Consider the following 16972-nt stretch of genomic DNA (forward strand, 5'->3'; position numbering starts at 1 on the left):
CCGCGGGCCCGCAGGCCATAGGCTGGCCGTACCGATATCGACCCCTCATTTGCGGCATCCGGAGACCACGGTGCAATTCCACGACTCGATGATCAGCCTCGTCGGCAACACCCCGCTGGTGCGGCTCAACAGCGTGACCAAGGGGGTCAGGGCCACCGTCCTGGCCAAGGTGGAGTACTTCAACCCGGGCGGCTCGGTGAAGGACCGCATCGCCCTGCGCATGATCGAGGCCGCGGAGAAGAGCGGAGAGCTGCAGCCGGGCGGCACGATCGTCGAGCCGACCAGCGGCAACACGGGCGTGGGGCTCGCCATCGTGGCCCAGCAGAAGGGCTACAAGTGCATCTTCGTCTGCCCCGACAAGGTGTCCACCGACAAGATCAACGTACTGCGCGCGTACGGCGCCGAGGTCGTCGTCTGCCCGACCGCGGTCGACCCCGAGCACCCCGACTCGTACTACAACGTCTCCGACCGGCTGGTCCGCGAGACGCCGGGCGCCTGGAAGCCGGACCAGTACTCCAACCCGAACAACCCGCTCTCGCACTACCACTCCACGGGCCCCGAGCTGTGGGAGCAGACCGAGGGGAAGATCACCCACTTCGTGACCGGCGTCGGCACCGGCGGCACCATCTCCGGCACCGGCCGGTACCTGAAGGACGCCAGTGACGGCGCGGTGAAGGTGATCGGCGCCGACCCCGAGGGCTCCGTCTACTCCGGCGGCTCCGGGCGCCCCTACCTGGTCGAGGGCGTCGGCGAGGACTTCTGGCCGACGGCGTACGACCGCGAGGTCGCGGACGAGATCGTCGCCGTCTCCGACAAGGACTCCTTCCAGATGACCCGCCGCCTCGCCAAGGAGGAGGGCCTGCTGGTGGGCGGCTCCTGCGGCATGGCGGTCGTCGCGGCCCTGGAGGTGGCGGCGCGGCTCGGCGAGGACGACGTGGTGGTCGTGCTGCTGCCGGACAGCGGGCGCGGCTACCTCAGCAAGATCTTCAACGACGAGTGGATGGCCGACTACGGCTTCCTCGAGGACGCCGGCTCCAGCGCGCGCGTCGCCGAGGTGCTGAACCACAAGGAGGGCGGCCACATCCCCTCCCTCGTCCACATGCACCCGGACGAGACCGTCGGCGAGGCCATCGAGGTGCTGCGCGAGTACGGCGTCTCGCAGATGCCGATCGTCAAGCCCGGCGCCGGCCACCCGGACGTGATGGCCGCCGAGGTCGTCGGTTCGGTCGTGGAGCGCGAGCTGCTGGACGCGCTGTTCGCCAAGCGTGCCTCGCTGGAGGACCCGCTGGAGAAGCACATGTCCGCCCCGCTGCCCCAGGTCGGCTCCGGCGAGCCCGTCGCGGACCTGATGTCGGTGCTCGGCGGCGCCGACGCGGCGATCGTCCTCGTCGAGGGCAAGCCGACCGGTGTGGTGAGCCGGCAGGACCTGCTGTCCTTCCTCGCCAAGGGCAAGTAGGGCACGGGGATCCGCGACCCGGTCCGTGATCTTCGCGGACTTCGCGGAAGTGGTACGCGCGCGTCATGTGCGCGCAGCAGTCGCTTAACACGGGACCGGCAGAGTACGGGGTGTCGGCAGGGAAGGCGGGGGCACCGCCCAGGCGTTCAGCACTGGGGGAGGCTCCCCCGACCCGCCGACACCGAACGGCGTCACGGACCTTCCGGAGCGGCTCCCGGACCTCCAAGGACGCCACGGACGCGCCGCCCCGGCCGTGAGGCCCGGCACAGCGCGCGTCCCCCGCGGGGACCGCCGTCGTCCCGCCCCCCAGCGATGGGGGTGCGGCGGTCCCCGCGCAGTCTTCCCCCTCCGGTCCTTCCGCGGCCCTCAGCCCTCCCAGGCGTCGTCCCGGTCCCTGCGGCGGCGACGTCCGAACAGGTCCGGGTTGGTGCGGGCGACCTGGACCACGTTGACCCCGACGATGCCGGCCCAGGCGACCAGCATCCCCGGCAGGTGCGCCACGCCGCCGCCGATCGCGGACAGCGGGACCGCGAGCACCAGCGAGACGATGCCGAAGCCGAAGCGCTCGCCGAAGGAGTCCGTGGGCCCCGGCGACCGGCTGTCCCGGGCGGCCGTCATCTGCTGCTCGGCGAGCTGCCGGCGCACCCGGCGCTCCACCGCTCCGTCGATGCGCTGGTCGACCTTCTCCAGGAACGAGTCGACCAGCGCGGACTCGTACTCCTCACCCAGCTCCCTGCGGGTCTGCAGGGTGGCGTCGAGTTCCTTCTTGAGGTCGGCGTCCCGCGCGTCCATTCCCGTCATGCCACTCAAGGTAGGCGGCCGGGCAGGCGGCGGCACTGGGGACAGCCCCCGTATCCGGTGGGGGTCCTCCCGTAGGGGTCCGGGAGGGCGGGGCGAGGTCACGCCCGCCCGGTTCCCCCGGTGCTCGCGGCGTGGACCTGGCGGACGAAGCGCCGTTGCCAGGGCACCTCCACGGCACGGGGGTGGTAGTTGCGCCGCACCCACTTGACCGCCTCCTTGGGGTCCATGCCCTCGAAGACGCAGAGCGCCGACAGCGCGGTACCGGTCCGGCCGATGCCGCCACCGCAGCAGACCTCCACGCGCTCGCCCGGCGCGCGCTCGTAGGCGTCGCGGAGCGTGCGCATCGCGTCCATCGGGTCGGCGGGGAGCCAGAAGTCCCGCCAGGGCACCCAGACCGACTCCCACGGCGGGCTGGGCGGCTCGTGATCCGTCAGGTGCACAGTGAACGTCGGCGTCTGTCCCTCCGGCAGGTCGTAACGGAGGCCGCGTCCCCTGAGCCTGCGGCCCGAGGGCAGCTCAACCAGCTTGGGGGTGTCAGCGTTCCATAACTCGGTCATCCTGAATCCTGTTCCGATCGGTCGCGTAGCAATGAATTGCCGGCCATTGTCATCATCCCCAGAGGAATCTGCGGAAGCACTTGTTGGGCATGGAAGACCAGTGCGAAGGCCAACCCTTCCGCCTGACCGAGGACGCCCGCCGTCGCGCCCAGGACCGCCGCCTCGAAGGTGCCCAGCTGCCCCGGCAGCGTCGGCAGGATGTTGGACACCTCGATCGACAGCAGGACGAGCACCAGCACGGCCGCCGACAGCTCCAGGCCCAGGGCTTTCGCGACGGCCGTCGCCGCCACGAGGTCGAGCCCCCGGGTGGCGACCCCGGCCGCGCCCACCTCGCAGAAGACCCGCGGGTGGCGCACCGGCCCGAGCGAGGTGCGGGCGTCGAAGACGATCCGCCTCAGCCGGCCCTCCCGTGCCGGGCCGGAAGGCGTGCGCGCGACCCGCACGATCAGCACGGACTCCGCCGTCAGCACCGCCAGGTACGCCCAGGCGACGGCCACGGCCCAGCCGGGTACTCCACTGCCCGGCCACCAGAGGACCACCAGGAACGGCACCAGGCCGAGGCTGGAGAAGAACTTGCGGACCAGCATGAGCGTGACGGTCACCGTCCGCGTCACCCCCTCGCGCAGGAGGTAACCGACCCGGACGAATTCACCGACCCCCTCCGGGCTGACGGCCGCCGCGGCCTGGACGGCGAACTCGATCCGCACCAGCAGGGGGAACCGGATCCGGGACTCGGTGAACATCGCGTTCCAGCCGAGTGCCCTGGTCACCTGGGAGACCACGTTGGCCAGTACGGCCACGGCCAGCCAGCGAGGGTCGGCCGCGGCCAGCGCCGTCCACAGGTGGTCGGGATCCATGCCCCGCAGGGTGAAGACCAGGCTGACGGCCACCGCGGCGAACAGCAGGCCCCGGACCACCCGGTCGCGCGTGCCGCGGTTCTTGGGCGTCGGTGCGGCCGAGGTCACGCTTCCCCCAGCAGCCGGACGGTGCCGGAGTCGCCGTCGACGGTCAGCATGTTCCCCGTGACGATCCGCGACGTCGCGGTCCTCACGCCCATCACCGCCGGAATGCCGTACTCGCGTGCCACCACCGAGCCGTGCGACAGCGCGCCCCCGACGTCGGCCACCACCGCTCCGACGCGGGCCAGGAGCGGTGCCCAGGCCGGCGTCACCTGACGGACGACGAGGATCTCTCCCCGCTCCAGCGCGTCCGCCTCCGCGATCTCGTGGACGACCCGGGCCCGGCCGGTGTAGCTGCCCGGGCTCACCGCGGATCCGCTCAGGCCGTCCTCCCGCTCCTCCTGGCGCTCCACCCCGAAGAGCGCCAGGGAGGTGATGTCCGTCCCGAAGAGCATGATCCGGGCGTCGGCGGGGACCACGTCGGGCGGGTTGAGCCGCCGCTGCCACTGGCGCCGCAGTCGGCGCTCGCTGACCAGGTCGCGCCAGTGGGCGTCGCCGGCGCCCGTGCTCACCCAGCCGCTCAGTTCCTCTCCGGTCAGGTAGAAGACGTCGTCGTCGGCGTCGAGCAGGCCGGCGCGCACCAGCCGGCCGCCGAGTTCGAGGTATCCCGCCCGCATGAACGGCCAGCCCAGCGTGAAGTGGTGCAGTGCCTCGTCCCGTACGCCGCTCCAGTGGTGCGCCCAGCGGTAGATCCGCAGCCGTGTCCGGCCCAGTGGCCCGCGTCCGAGCCGGCGGACCGGATCGCCGTCGCCACCGGACCCGGGTAACGGCGCCCGGGTGCCCGGCTCCCCGCCGTCGCGGCGGCCGGCGACCACCGAGCGGAGCATCGAGGGGTCGTCGATCGCGGTGGCCTCGGCCGGGTCGAGGCTGTACACCAGGTGACCGAACCGCTCCAGGTACTCGCGGAGCAGTTCCTCCTCCGCCGCCGGATCGGCCGCCGCGATCCGCTCCAGGGCCCGATCGGCCTGGTGGGCGAGTCGTTCCCCGCCCACGAGCAGGGAGCCCGCCGTCAGTCCCGCGGTGCGGCGGCCGCCGCGTGCCAGGACCGCGTCCAGTAGCCACTCGGAGGTGTTCCAGTGCCAGGCGAGGCCACCGATCACCGCCCAGTAACGGGCGCTCAGCTCCTCCACGGTCCGGATCCGCCGCAACACCTCGACCGGCGCAAGGTCGGCGAGCGGCGTGTCCCGCGCCCGCTCCAGGCCGTCCCGGAGCGCGGGCAGCACTTCGCCGCGCCAGCGTCGCTCGACGCGCGAGAGGTGGAAGCCCAGCCACCGGGCGGTGAGCCGCAGGGTGCGCAGCGGATGCCGGGACAGGGGGAAGTCGAACCGCAGGTAGGCGAAGCCGTTGACGGTTCCGTGCATCGGCTCCGGGATCAGCGGGCTTCGCCTGCGCAGCGCGGTGGGACCACCCCAGTTGGTCGCCCACCGGTCGATCAGCGTCGGGAAGAGGGTGCTCGCGAAGAGCGGGGAGAGCGGATCGGACAACCACGAGTCGCAGATGCTCATCCGGGCCCACCGTGCCCCGGGAAGCTCGCTCACCCAGTCGCCGAAGCGCGTCGGATGCGGGACGGCGGCGGTGATCGGACGGGCCTGCAGCACATGCAGTCCGTCGTCGTCCAGGGCCCATTCGATGTCCTGCGGCCCGCCCAGTGCCTCCTCCACCGCCAGCGCGGTCCGCACCAGTGCGCGGAGGGGACCCGAACGCCCCGCCGACTCGCCCATCCGTTCCCCGAACGAGTTGCTGAACGCGGGCGCGTGCGGCTCGCGACGGGAGAACGCCGCCCGGCTCGGCTCCACGAGCCCGTCGACGAGCCGGGTGCCGAGTCCCTCGACCGCCTCCACGAGAACCAGGTGATCGGCCCGTGCCACCGGTCCCTCGGCCGTGAACACCACTCCGGCCCAGGTCGGCGCCACCATCGCCTGCACCACGACGGCCATCGCCGGGGCCTCGTCGTCCACACCGATCCGGCCGCGGTAGGCCTCGGCGCCGGCGGAGTGCCGGGAGCGCCGGCAGCGGCCGACGGCGGCCAGCAGTTCCTCGAAGGTGCGGACCCCGAGCACGCTCTCGTACTGGCCGGCGGCGCTGCTCGTCGTGCCGTCCTCGCTGGTGGCCGACGACCGCACGGCGACGCCGTGCGGGGCGTGCAGGGTCTCCCAGCGGGCTCGCGCCCGGGCGACCGCGTCGGGCAGCAGCCCCGATCTCCCGGCGTCCTCCTCCTCCGCCCCGTCCGCGGAGGCGGCGAACGCGTCCACCGTGAGACAGAATCCGGGGGGCACCGGGAATCCCGCCGCCACCAGCCGGCCCAGTCCCCTGGCCTTGCCCCCGACCTGCTCCAGGGGCAGCTCGGCGGCCTCGATCAGATCCACGACGTCCTCAGCCACGCTGCGCCAACTCCACCCACTGTTGGTAGAACCGCCTGAACCGCCGGACCGCCTCGTCCCCGGGCACGTAGATGCCGTGCCGGTCCCCCGGCAGCAGGGTGTCGAAGACCGGGAGGTCCTGGCGTGCGGCCACCTGCACCTCGGCGCGGTGGACCAGCGAGCGCAGCCACCCGACGATCCCCGCACCGTCGGCGTCCACGGCCGCGTTGATGTGCTGGACGCTGTGGTGCTCCCCGATCGGGGTGACGGCGAGGACCATCCGGTACAGGCGCCGGCCGTCGGCGAAGTACTCGATCTCCTGGCAGCTCGCCCAGCCGCGCAGCCGCAGGGTGAACTCGTCGGCGTTGAGTCCGAACGCGTTGGACACCGTGCCCAGCGGTCCCCGGTACGAGGGCCAGGTCAGGGTCGCGTCGCAGCGGTCCTCCGGGCCGCCGCCGGCCGCCGTCGCGCCGCCGTCCGCCGTACCCGGCGCGGCGCCGCTCAGCGCCTTCCCGCCGGCGGCGGGGAAGGTGATCCGGGCCTCTCCGGCCACCGTCAGCCCGTGCAGGGCCACCAGGTGGTCGGGATCGTAGGTGTTCTCCAGGATCCGCCGGGTGGTGGCCCTGGTCGGGTCGGCCAGGCGGAAGCCGCGGATACCCGGGAACCGGCGGGCATCGAGTCCCGGCAGGTCCGGCGGTTCGTAGCGGGGTGGGCCGGCCCCGTACCACACCCACACGTAGCCGGAGCACTCGCGCGTGGGCAGTGCGGTGACGGCGGCCCGGGCCGGCGGGCGCCTCCCCGGCACCGAGACGCACGCCCCGGACCCGTCGAACCGCCATCGGTGGAAGGGGCATTCCAGGGTGCCGTCGACCACCCGGCCGCCGAACAGGGCGGCGCCCGCGTGCGGGCAGACCGCACCCTGCACATGAGCCTGGCCGTCCTCGCCGCGCCAGGCGACGTGGGCGGTGCCGAACAGGGTGGCCCGGCGAGGCCCGGTCCTCAGCTCGGCCGAGGGGAGCGCGACGTACCAGCCTGAGGCGAGGTTGGTGACCGGCCGGGCCGACGCGGCCAGGCGTTCCGACGTCTTCCGCCTCATCCGCTCTTCCCCTCGTCGATCCGCCGCCGGTCCCGCGTCGTGTCCCTCATCGCGGCCCCCGCCCGGTCCAGCGGCGATGGAACTGGCGGAACCGCAGCACGCCCTCGTCGTCCGGGGTGTTGATCGAGCCGTCGGTCTCCTCGGCGTCCCGGTAGATCCGCAGGTCCGCCCGGGTTCCCCACCAGTGCTGGAGCCGGTAGGCCCAGAAGACCGGGGCGGAGCCCAGCAGACCGCCGGCCCGGGGCACGACGGTCCAGCCGTGCATCGTGGTCCTGTCCCGCGCCACCGGCGTCACGGCCAGCAACTCGTGTGCGACCGGCCGGTCGTCGAGCTCGAAGGTCAGCACCTGGTACGAGGGCGTCGAGCGCAGGTGCAGGCAGAGCCGTCCCAGACCTCCGGGGCGCCTGTCCAGGGGGGCGGGCAGGGCGATCGAGTCCGTGGTGATGCGCGCCCCCATCGTGTGCTTGTTCTCCTCGGCGTCCCAGGTGAGCCGCAGATCTCCCGCGATGCCGTGGACCACCGGGAAGTGGGGCAGGTCGAAGCCGTTCTCCAGGACCCGGCGGGGCGTGGCGTTGGTGTCGAAGGCGAAGCGGTAGCGCCGGTGGGCCGGCGACGCCGGGCCGAGGTGCGGGAAGTCCGGCGGCGGGTACTCGGGCACTGCCGAGCCCCTCCAGGTCCAGACGTAGCCGAGCCCCTCCCAGGAGGGGTGGACCCGGGCCGTGGCGCCGCGCGGCACGCGCCGGGTGGACGGGGCGGCCACGCAGGTCCCCTCCCCGTCGAACCGCCAGTGGTGGAACGCGCACCGCAGTTCCCCGTCCACCACCCGGCCCAGCTCCAGTGCGGCCCCCTGGTGGGGGCAGAAACGGTCCATGACCACGGCGGCGCCGTCGCCCGTGCGCCAGACCACCACTTCCGTCCCGGCCACGACCGCGGGCCGGGGCCGCCGTCCCACCCGGGTGGAGCGCTCGGCCACGTACCATCCCCGCGCCAGGTCGCGGGGGGCTTCGAGATCGCGGGGCGGCCGGCCCCGCACCGGCGCGGGACTCATGTGCCGGCCTTTCCGTCGTCCGCCGCGCGGTCGACCCACGACTGGTAGTAGCGACGGAACCGGAGGAGCCCGTTGTCGTAGCGCACGTAGACCGTGGGCTGGGCGTTGCGGGTCGAGTCGTAGACCGGCACGTCCTGGAAGGTCCCCGCCCGGTTCTGGACCCAGAACAGGACGTAGTGGAAGAGGGTGCGGTGCCAGTGTCCCGTGCGGCGCACGCCGGCCCATCCGACCTGCCGGGTGGCCCGGTCCCCCTCGGGGACGATCCCCATGATCACTTTGTAGATCTCGGTGCCGTCCACGTACGCCGTGAAGCGCTGCCCACCGGGCCAGCCGTCGACCAGCAACTGCATGCGGCGGCCCATCGCGAACGTGGAGACGACGGCGGTCAGCCAGGCGAACGGGGCGCGGCGCAGCGGCGGCCGCCATGGCCGTCCGGAGAACCGGACACCGAACCAGGCGTCGTCCCGCGACAGCGGCGGGCCGTTGTCCGCCGCCTCGGACTGAGCGGTCAGGACGCGGAAATCCACCTCCTCCAGGTCGAGTCCGTGCAGCGCGCTGAAGTGCTGGTGGTCGACCGCGTTCTCCAGTAGCTGCCGGACCGTCCCGGTGGTCGCGTCGTCGTAGTGGAAGCCGAGGTAGCGGCGGGGCCTGTCGGACAGGGCGGGAAACTCCGGCAGTTCGAAGAGGGGCTCGGCGGTTCCGTACCAGACCCAGACGAATCCGTGCGCCTCGCGGGTGGGGTAGGACCGCGTCCGGGCGGTCGTGGGGATGCGCGAGACGCCCGGGATGGCGGAGCAGGTGCCGTTCCCGTCGAACCGCCAGTGGTGGAAGGGGCAGCGCAGTTGCCCGTCGACGACGTCACCCAGACCCAGGTTGGCGCCCTGGTGGGGGCAGTGCGCGGTGACGCACCGTGCCGTTCCCCATCCGTCACGCCACAGCACCACCTCGCGTCCGAACAGCCGCATCCGGTGCGGTCCCTTGCCCAGCCGCGAACCTCTGATCGCCGCGTACCAGGAAGCGGCGATGTTCGCCCCCGCGGGGTTCGGCGGGAGGGCCGAGACGGGAGTGGTCTCCAGCTCCTCCCCGGAGCCGTCGGCGCCGATCATGCGGCGGCCCGGTCGTGGACGACCTGAGCGGCCCACCGGAGCATGGACGCGCGCTCGCCGAAACCGTCGAGTTCCGCCACGGCGTGCGCGATCAGTTCGCGTACCCGCTGCCGCGCCTTCTCCACGCCCATCAGCCGGGGGTACGTCCATTTCCCCGCGGCCCGGTCCTGGCCGACCTCCTTGCCGAACTCGTCGAAGGTCGACGTCTCGTCGAGTATGTCGTCCACGATCTGATAGGCGAGCCCGAGGTCTCTCGCATACGTCGTCAGACGCGCTATGTCTTCCTGTGACGCGCCTCCGAGTATCGCCCCGGTGACCACCGAGGCCTCGATGAGCGCCCCGGTCTTCTTGACGTGCATCTCCTCCACGGTCCACGGGTCGACCTGGTCGAGTCCCTGGCAATGGAGGTCGAGCGCCTGGCCGCCGGAAAGCCCGGAGGGGCCGACCACCTCGATCAGTTTGGCCATGACGCCCAGAAGTTTCTCCGGGTGCAGGGTTTCGGCGTTGTGGAGAATGAACTCCAGCGCGTACGCGAGAAGTGCGTCTCCTGCCAGCAGCGCCATTCCCTCACCGAACACCCGGTGATTGGAGGGGCTGCCGCGGCGGAAGTCGTCATCGTCCATGGACGGCAGGTCGTCATGGATGAGTGATGCCGTGTGCAGCATTTCCAGGGCACAGGCCGTGGGCAGGGCAGTGGCCACATCGGTGTCGAACATCTCGAAGGCCAACAGGCACAGGGTGGGCCGGATGCGCTTTCCGTCGGCCAATAAGGAATAGGCCATCGCCTCACGCAGCCTGGGCGGCCCCACCGAGTCCACCGAGGAACGCAGTCGTTCGTTCACCTGGCGGCGGAAATTCTCCATCGGGACGGGATAGTCCACGTCCGCCTGGGTGTTTCCTACGGGCAATGACATGAGCGTTCACTTCCCCCGTGTATTCGCAGAACGAGTCATCGACTGACTGTGTACGGACGTGGTGCGGCCGGTCGCCAGGACCTCGTGCTCAGAGAAATGACGGCCGGCCAGGTGCGCTGCGGGACAGCGACCGGTGGTCGGGCGGGCCGGTCACCGTGCTGTCGCCGGCCACGCTCAGCCGCTTCAGCCAGCGGTCCGTGCCGTCGTATCGCGGCTGGAAGGCACGACGGCCGTGCACGGCGCGGTAGTTGTCGACGATGAGCACGTCTCCCTCGCCGACCACCACGTCCCGTTGGGCGCGGCTCAGCTCGTCGACGACCACGGTCAGGGCTTCGGCGGCCTCGTCGTCGCCGGGCAACGCGGTGGTGTAGGGCGCGTCGATCCGCAGGCACGGGGAGCCCGGAGTGCCGAAGAAGAGGGCGACCGGCTCCGGGTCCTCGTTCATCGCGTGGGCGCGCCGCAGGATCTCGCTGCCGGGAGCGTAGTCGGCCAGCTGGCGCAGATGTTCCAGGTCCGGGCGGATCAGGAAGCGCTTCTCGCGCAGCACGGACCGGTGGCGTTCGCTCAGCCGCACGTCGTGGACGCTGCCGATCGTGGTGGGCACGCGGTCGGGGTTCCGGATGCCGAGCAGTGCCAGGTAGCGGCACCGGTCCTGGTGGAAGCCGTCTTCCGTGTGCCACTCCAGGGCGACCGAGCCGTGACCGCTCTGCTCCCGGCGGTCGCTCTCGACGGGGACCAGGTTCTGCACCATCCGTCCGCGCTGGATGGTGGGCCACGCGAAGATCCCGCCCAGCCGGGAGGCCACCAGCGCCAGTTGCGCCTCCTCCGGGGCCTGGCGGGTGTCGTCCAGGCCCTCCTGCCAGGTGAGCGGGGTGGGCCCGCACCGGTCCGGGTCCACCCGGACGCCCGAGATGCGCAGCGCGCACAGCGTGGGGGATTCCCGGAGTTCCCGCAGAACGGCACGCAGCGACGCCGGTATTCGACGGGCGTGCTCTTCCACTCCCTTATAGAAGGAGGGAATCGAAGGCGATCCTTGGGTGATCAGCGCGGCACGGGCTGCCGCGTGTAATTCATCTGCTTCTGCGGCGGACAGTGAATGCTCTAAAACGGCGTCCAATGCATACCCCCGTGGTCTGGACGACAACCATTTGCGGCAGGTCTTGCAGCTGAGCCTGAGCTGTAGAAGTCGATATGGTACACCATATTGACCACCCGTTCGGATGGCCGCAACCCGGAATTTCCCCTTCCGTCACGGTGGTTGTGCGCCCGCAGGTCATATGGATCATGCGGTTTCGGCTCTAGGAGGCTGGATTGAGCAGCATCAGAACCCTGAGGTTGTCGGCTTCTGGGCGGGTCAAACGCCTGTTGACCTCGGCCGTCGCCCAAGTCGCCCCGCCGTTGCGCCGCGGTACCGAGACGGCCGTCGGTGAAGGCATCCATCGCCCCGCCCTGGGGTCCTCCCTGAAATGGCAACTTCAGGTCACTCCCGCACGCTTGACAGTGCGCTACCTGGCATCCGCGATGAAACGCGGACGTCTCGCGGCCCTTGCTCCGGAACCTGTGGGAGGGCGGATTTTCGGCCAACTTTCAGGTCTCAGGGACGCCTGTATCGAAAGAGTTCTCGCACGTCTCTGTGCCCGCATTCCCGATGGCGCGCGCCTGCATCAGGACATCGCGGAACTGGCCGAAACCGAATTCGCGGTCCGCCGGGGGATCGCGGAACCGAGGCAGTTGCGGCGCCTCATGGAACTGGCCCCCGGCGAGCTGCGCGTGGTCCGCGACCTCGGCCGGTCGTGGGACCGCCCCGGTGCCGAGGCGCTCCGCGAGGCGCTCCGGCCCGCCGAGACGCTGGCCTATGTCGCGTGGGACGTGACGCGGTACGCGACCGGTCCCGAGACGATCAAGCGCACCAACATCTACGCGGCCTTCATCGACACCCACGGTGCCGCGGCCGCGGACCGGCTGCGCGAGGAAGTGGACGACTTCAGAGCCCAGTTGGAGAAACGGCTGCAGTCCGTCGGCGCCGCGGACCGGGAACGGCTCCAGCGGGCGGTGGCACTCCACTGCGCCCCCGCCTGGGGCGACTATCCGGAACCGGCGCCCGAACGGCACGAGGAGGAGGCCACGGCCGACGGAGTGTCGAGCGCCGTCGTCCTGTTCGGCATGCTGTGCGTGGTCGGTTGGCTGGTCGCCTACGTGGCGATCATCTACCGGGGCTTCGCCGACCAGACCTACGGCGTGCCGCTCGCCGCTCTCTTCGCCAACCTGACCTGGGAGTTCGCCTACGGCTTCCTCCTCGACCCGCTGGGCGACTACTTCCACACCGCGAGCATCTTCGGGTTCCTGGTCGACGCCGTGATCGCCTGGCAGGTGTGGAAGTACGGCGCGGCGCAGTTCCCGGACAGCGCGCTCGGGCGCTACTTCCGCCCCCTGTTCGGCCTGTTCGTGGCCGTCGCCCTGTCGGTCAACTACCACGCCTTCATCGACCTGGCCGATCCCGACGGGGAGTACACCGGATTCGGGATCAACCTGATGATGTCGATCCTGTACATCAAGATGCTGGAGGACCGCGGGTCGCCCGCCGGCCAGTCGATGTACATCGCCCTCGGCAAGTGGCTGGGCACGCTGTGCGCCTGGATCGCCACGGCACTCACCGTCACCACCTCGCCGCAGCGGACCTGGCCGACGAGCTGGTCCGACTTCGGGCGCAAGGCGCTGGGCAACCGCTCGTACCCGCTGACCCCGCTGATCAACGTGATGTACGGGTGGACGTTCCTGCTCGACGCCGCCTACTGCGTCCTCCTCCACCGCCGTCTTCGAGCCGCCGGCATGTCGCCCTGGCGCCGGTTCTAGGAAGGGAATGCCCGTGAACGCGAGCCGTCAACAGGTCGTCGACTACTTCGAGGGAACACGCTGGGACTACCGCCACCTGTGGCGCAGCGAGAAGGCCGGGGCCCTGCACTTCGGCTTCTACGACCAGGGGATCCGGAACCACGTCACCGCGCTGCGGCGTATGACCGGCTATCTAACGTCCGTCGTCGGGATCACCCCCGAGGACCGCATCATGGACGCCGGCTGCGGGATCGGCGGGTGCGTGATCCGCATCGCCGAACGGTTCGGCTGCCGGGCGACCGGCGTGAACATCACTCCCTTCCAGGTCACGGCCGCCCGGGAGGCTGCCCGTCGGGCGGGCGTCGAGGACAACGTGGAGTTCGTGGAGGCCGACTTCACCGACACCGGGCTCCCCGCGGGCTCGCACACCGTCGTATGGGCGCTGGAGAGCGTCGTTCACGTCGACGACAAGGAGGCCTTCGTCCGCGAGGCCCACCGGGTGCTGGCTCCCGGCGGCCGACTGATGATCGCCGAGTACCTGGTCCGCGAGGAGCCCGCGCTCACCCCGGCCGAGGAGGACGAGCTGCGGACCTGGTGCCAGGGGTGGGCGATGCCCGGTCTGCTCTCGGAGGCCGAGTACGAGCGGCTGTTGCGCAAGCAGGGCTTCGAGGAGATACGAATCCTCGACATCTCCCACCACGTCGCCCCGTCGCTGCGGCGGCTGGGATGGCTGGTGCGGCTGCTCGGCCCCACCGCCCCGGCCTTCCGGCGGATCGGAGTGCTGGCTCCGGTACCGGCCGACAACCTGATCGCGTCCGCGGCGCAGATCCGGATGTTCGACGCCGGCGTCTGGCGCTACAAGGTGGTCACGGCCAGGAAGCCCGGTGACGCCGACTCGGCCGCGGGCACCCCCGCCGAGCCCGCCCCGTGACCGGGGCCGAGGCTTCGGCCGGGGCGGTGGCCGCCTCCCGGCACCTCGTCGCATCGGCGGTCTCGGCGGTGGCGCTCCTGGTGCTGGCCGTGCAGGTGACGGCCCGGAGCGATGCCGTCAGGACGTTCGACGCCGACGCCCGCGCATGGGCCGACCGTTCGCTCGGGGCGCCGGACGGACCCTGGGCGGGCGCCGGCGGGTGGGCGGACCTGGCGGGCTCGGCCCTGCTCGCCGCGGGTGTGCTCGCGGTCCTCGGCCTGCTGCTGTGGCGTCGGCGTCTCGGCGCCGCCCTCTGGGTGCTGGCCGGACTGAGCGTGCAGTTCGCCGCCGAGATGCTGCTCGAACCCCTGGTGGGGCGGCCCGCCCCGGTCCCGGCCGACGGCGGGCCCCAGGACGCCGGGTTCAGCTTCCCGTCCGGCCACATGGCCTCCGCGACCCTCGTCCTGGTGGTGGTGCTGGTGATGGTGCGCGGGGGCACGTGGCGGTGGTGGCTGTCCCTGGGTGCGGGCGCGCTCCTCGTGTCGGCCGTCGGCGTCTCCCGCGTCCTGGCCGAGGCCCACCACGCCGTCGACGTCGCGGGCGGCTGCCTGCTGGGACTGACGGTCGGCTGTGCGGTCGCCTGGCGCCTCGACGCCCGAGATCCGAACTCCTGCGGAAAGGAAGCCAGATGAACACTCCGGCCGTCCTGGCGGCGACTCCCCTGGGGAAGGCCGCGGGCATCGTGCGGGACTACGTCCTGCGGATGTACTACGTAGTGGACGAGGTGCCGCGCCGACAGCGCCTGCGGCTGACGCCCGTGCTGCTCGGCGTCGAGTACCTGGTCTATCGCGTCGACTCGCTGGCCGAACGGAACGCGGCGGTGGACCTCGATGCCGTGCGGGGCAGCGACTACGAGGCGTTCCACACCTACAAGAGGGCCTTCGAGAAGGTGCTGCGGCTACTGAGGGCGTGGAACGACGATGTGGCCTTCCTCGTCGACGAGGCGGAGCGGTTCATCCGGCTGGAGAACGGCACCACGTCGCGCGGCACCGTCGCCCGGGAGGACGTTCTCGCCATGGTCGAACTACGGCCCACCGACGTGCGCCTGCTGCGCGCCATGACCTTCGCCCTGCGCGGGCGTCCGATGGATCCGGCGACCCGGGACCTGCTCTGGCCGGTGGAGGTGCTCGCCGACATCGCCAACGACCTGCGGCACTACGAGCAGGACGTCGCCGCGGGCACCCTGAACGTCTACGCCGCCTTCGTGGAACTCTTCGGGGACGCGGCCGCCACGGAGCTTCGACGCGAGGTCGACCGCTACGAGGCCATGTTCCTGGAGCGCCTGTCGGCGCTGCCGCCCGATCGGCGGGCACGGATCGCCGACGTCTGCCGGCGCCGCTACGCGGAAGCCGTGAAGCCGTACCCCCGGACCGCCGGCCACCGCCCTGCCCCCGCGCCTGCTTCCTCCTTCGGCACCGGCCTGCGCAAGGGCGTCGCCGTGGGCGGTGCGCTGACCGTGGGCGCGCTCGCCGCCGCGGCGTACCGGCGCGGCAGGACGCCGGCCTCGCCGACGCCCGTCCCCTTACCGCCCCACATCGAGACAGGACGCACCTCATGAGCGGCGCGACGCGTCGGACACCGGTCATGTTCAATCCGCTCTCCGACGGATTCATGGAGGACCCGCACCCCCACTACGCCGAGATACGCCGGCACGCACCGGTGCATGCGCACCCGGGGGGATTCTGGGTGGTCTCCCGGTACAAGGACGTGGAGGCGTTGCTGCGCGCGGACCACTCCGTCGACAAACGCAACGCGCGGGGCGCCGGCGACTCCCGCCGGTCACCGCGCCTCAAGGGGCTCGCGCTGATCGACCAGGACCCCCCGCACCACACCAGGCTGCGCAGGCTCGTCTCCCAGGCGTTCACCCCCCGCGCGATGAGCGGCATCGAGCCGGTGGTGCGCGGCCTGGTCGACAAGGCGCTGGACGGCCTGGACTCGGCCGGGGGAGGGGATCTCGTGGAAACCCTCGCCTTCCCCCTCCCGTTCGCCGTGATCACCCGGATCCTCGGCATGCCACCGGTCGACACCGTGCGCCTGCGCGAGTTGACCAGTCTGCTGATCCGACTGGGAGAGCCCGGGGCCGGCGCCGGGGCGGATGTCGAGGCAGCCGACGCCGAGATGGTGGACCTGGTCTCCGACGCGATCTCCCGCAAGCGGCGGGAACGCGCCGACGACCTGCTCACCGCCCTCATCGACGCGGAGGACGACGGCGACCGGCTCAGCCACGACGAACTGGTCGCCCAGGTCGCCATGATCTACGTCGCCGGCTACGAGACGACCGTCAACCTGATCTCGGGCGGGACCCTCGCGCTGCTGCGCCATCCCGATCAGCTCGGCCTGCTGCGCGCCGCACCCGGCCTCGATCGCAACGCCGTCGAGGAACTGCTCCGCTACGAGCCGCCCGTCCACCTCGCCAGGCGCGTCACGCTCGACGCCCAACTGCTGGGCGACCACGAGATCCCGGCCGGTTCGGTGGTCCTCGCGAGCCTGGCCGGGGCCAACCGCGACGAGGAGTTCTGGGGCCCGGACGCCGACCGGCTGCGACTGGACCGCGAGAACGCCCGTCGTCACGTCTCCTTCGGCGGTGGCGCCCACTACTGCATCGGCGGCGTGCTCGCCCGGATCCAGGCCCGGATCGCCATCGGCGAGCTGGTCCGCCGCTTCCCGGGCCTGGAACAGGCCGAGGAGGTCCGCTGGAACGGACTGCTGAGCCTGCGGGGCCCCGCACGTCTCGCGGTCCGTTTCTGACCTGGCGGTACCGCCTGAGTCGAGGAGTCGAGGAGGCGAGGGCCGGGGGAACGGCGCCGGCGGTACCGGAGCGGGCGCTCTCGGCCGTCCCTCGGCCTCGTGCCCTCCGGCGCCTCGCTGTATAA

General features: G+C 71.7%; 15 protein-coding genes. 6 read left to right on the forward strand and 9 right to left on the reverse strand.

The window, feature by feature from the left end:
• The first annotated feature begins 70 nt into the window (after positions 1-70).
• The gene (locus BZZ08_RS12355) at positions 71-1456 is read left to right on the forward strand and encodes a cystathionine beta-synthase (RefSeq protein ID WP_104632293.1); all 1386 of its coding nucleotides are present in this window, start codon (positions 71-73) and stop codon (positions 1454-1456) included.
• A gap of 366 nt (positions 1457-1822) precedes the next feature.
• On the opposite strand, the gene BZZ08_RS12360 is transcribed toward BZZ08_RS12355, so the two are convergent.
• From BZZ08_RS12360 to BZZ08_RS12400, 9 genes are all read right to left on the reverse strand, one after another.
• On the reverse strand, positions 1823-2248 hold the full coding sequence (locus BZZ08_RS12360; protein WP_198601440.1) for a hypothetical protein: 426 nt from the start codon (positions 2246-2248) through the stop codon (positions 1823-1825).
• 107 nt (positions 2249-2355) lie between these two features.
• Positions 2356-2814, reverse strand: coding sequence for a protein-tyrosine phosphatase family protein (locus BZZ08_RS12365; protein WP_104632233.1), 459 nt, complete (start codon positions 2812-2814; stop codon positions 2356-2358).
• A complete protein-coding gene (locus BZZ08_RS12370; protein WP_104632234.1) occupies positions 2811-3779 on the reverse strand; it encodes a lysylphosphatidylglycerol synthase transmembrane domain-containing protein in 969 nt (322 codons plus the stop codon). Before BZZ08_RS12370 ends, BZZ08_RS12365 begins: the two co-directional genes overlap by 4 nt.
• Entirely contained in the window at positions 3776-6154 is a 2379-nt protein-coding gene (locus BZZ08_RS12375; protein ID WP_104632235.1) for a PEP/pyruvate-binding domain-containing protein, read from the reverse strand. Before BZZ08_RS12375 ends, BZZ08_RS12370 begins: the two co-directional genes overlap by 4 nt.
• On the reverse strand, positions 6147-7229 hold the full coding sequence (locus tag BZZ08_RS12380; RefSeq protein WP_104632236.1) for a Rieske 2Fe-2S domain-containing protein: 1083 nt from the start codon (positions 7227-7229) through the stop codon (positions 6147-6149). The genes BZZ08_RS12375 and BZZ08_RS12380 overlap by 8 nt, the downstream gene beginning before the upstream one ends.
• 46 nt (positions 7230-7275) lie before the next feature.
• Positions 7276-8277: a Rieske 2Fe-2S domain-containing protein gene (locus tag BZZ08_RS12385; RefSeq protein ID WP_104632237.1), complete on the reverse strand. Its 1002-nt coding sequence runs from the start codon at positions 8275-8277 to the stop codon at positions 7276-7278.
• Positions 8274-9383 (reverse strand): Rieske 2Fe-2S domain-containing protein, encoded by a 1110-nt coding sequence (locus BZZ08_RS12390; RefSeq protein WP_104632238.1) that lies wholly within the window; start codon positions 9381-9383, stop codon positions 8274-8276. Before BZZ08_RS12390 ends, BZZ08_RS12385 begins: the two co-directional genes overlap by 4 nt.
• Entirely contained in the window at positions 9380-10264 is an 885-nt protein-coding gene (locus tag BZZ08_RS12395; protein WP_241965449.1) for a polyprenyl synthetase family protein, read from the reverse strand. The genes BZZ08_RS12390 and BZZ08_RS12395 overlap by 4 nt, the downstream gene beginning before the upstream one ends.
• A gap of 121 nt (positions 10265-10385) precedes the next feature.
• Entirely contained in the window at positions 10386-11297 is a 912-nt protein-coding gene (locus tag BZZ08_RS12400) for a TauD/TfdA family dioxygenase (RefSeq protein ID WP_104632239.1), read from the reverse strand.
• Positions 11298-12040: 743 nt separating this feature from the next.
• Here BZZ08_RS12400 and BZZ08_RS39495 point away from each other — a divergent pair.
• Genes BZZ08_RS39495 through BZZ08_RS12425 form a run of 5 tightly spaced genes read left to right on the forward strand, consistent with a single transcriptional unit; the run spans position 12041 to position 16847 of the window.
• Positions 12041-13150, forward strand: coding sequence for a transmembrane-type terpene cyclase (locus BZZ08_RS39495; protein ID WP_241965450.1), 1110 nt, complete (start codon positions 12041-12043; stop codon positions 13148-13150).
• A gap of 13 nt (positions 13151-13163) precedes the next feature.
• On the forward strand, positions 13164-14060 hold the full coding sequence (locus tag BZZ08_RS12410) for a methyltransferase domain-containing protein (protein WP_157953335.1): 897 nt from the start codon (positions 13164-13166) through the stop codon (positions 14058-14060).
• Positions 14057-14731, forward strand: coding sequence for a phosphatase PAP2 family protein (locus BZZ08_RS12415; protein ID WP_104632241.1), 675 nt, complete (start codon positions 14057-14059; stop codon positions 14729-14731). Before BZZ08_RS12410 ends, BZZ08_RS12415 begins: the two co-directional genes overlap by 4 nt.
• Entirely contained in the window at positions 14728-15657 is a 930-nt protein-coding gene (locus tag BZZ08_RS12420; protein ID WP_104632242.1) for a hypothetical protein, read from the forward strand. Before BZZ08_RS12415 ends, BZZ08_RS12420 begins: the two co-directional genes overlap by 4 nt.
• The gene (locus tag BZZ08_RS12425) at positions 15654-16847 is read left to right on the forward strand and encodes a cytochrome P450 (RefSeq protein WP_104632243.1); all 1194 of its coding nucleotides are present in this window, start codon (positions 15654-15656) and stop codon (positions 16845-16847) included. The genes BZZ08_RS12420 and BZZ08_RS12425 overlap by 4 nt, the downstream gene beginning before the upstream one ends.
• The last annotated feature ends 125 nt before the right edge of the window (positions 16848-16972 follow it).

The sequence above is a fragment of the Streptomyces sp. MH60 genome (assembly GCF_002939385.1).
Classification (GTDB): domain Bacteria; phylum Actinomycetota; class Actinomycetes; order Streptomycetales; family Streptomycetaceae; genus Streptomyces.

Excerpts from the sequence above, each read along its gene's own strand:
- BZZ08_RS12360 (WP_198601440.1), bottom strand. The coding sequence starts at position 2,248 with ATGGACGCGCGGGACGCCGACCTCAAGAAGGAACTCGACGCCACCCTG.
- BZZ08_RS12365 (WP_104632233.1), bottom strand. The coding sequence starts at position 2,814 with ATGACCGAGTTATGGAACGCTGACACCCCCAAGCTGGTTGAGCTGCCC.
- BZZ08_RS12380 (WP_104632236.1), bottom strand. The coding sequence starts at position 7,229 with ATGAGGCGGAAGACGTCGGAACGCCTGGCCGCGTCGGCCCGGCCGGTC.
- BZZ08_RS12385 (WP_104632237.1), bottom strand. The coding sequence starts at position 8,277 with ATGAGTCCCGCGCCGGTGCGGGGCCGGCCGCCCCGCGATCTCGAAGCC.
- BZZ08_RS12390 (WP_104632238.1), bottom strand. The coding sequence starts at position 9,383 with ATGATCGGCGCCGACGGCTCCGGGGAGGAGCTGGAGACCACTCCCGTC.
- BZZ08_RS39495 (WP_241965450.1), top strand. The coding sequence starts at position 12,041 with ATGGAACTGGCCCCCGGCGAGCTGCGCGTGGTCCGCGACCTCGGCCGG.
- BZZ08_RS12420 (WP_104632242.1), top strand. The coding sequence starts at position 14,728 with ATGAACACTCCGGCCGTCCTGGCGGCGACTCCCCTGGGGAAGGCCGCG.
- BZZ08_RS12425 (WP_104632243.1), top strand. The coding sequence starts at position 15,654 with ATGAGCGGCGCGACGCGTCGGACACCGGTCATGTTCAATCCGCTCTCC.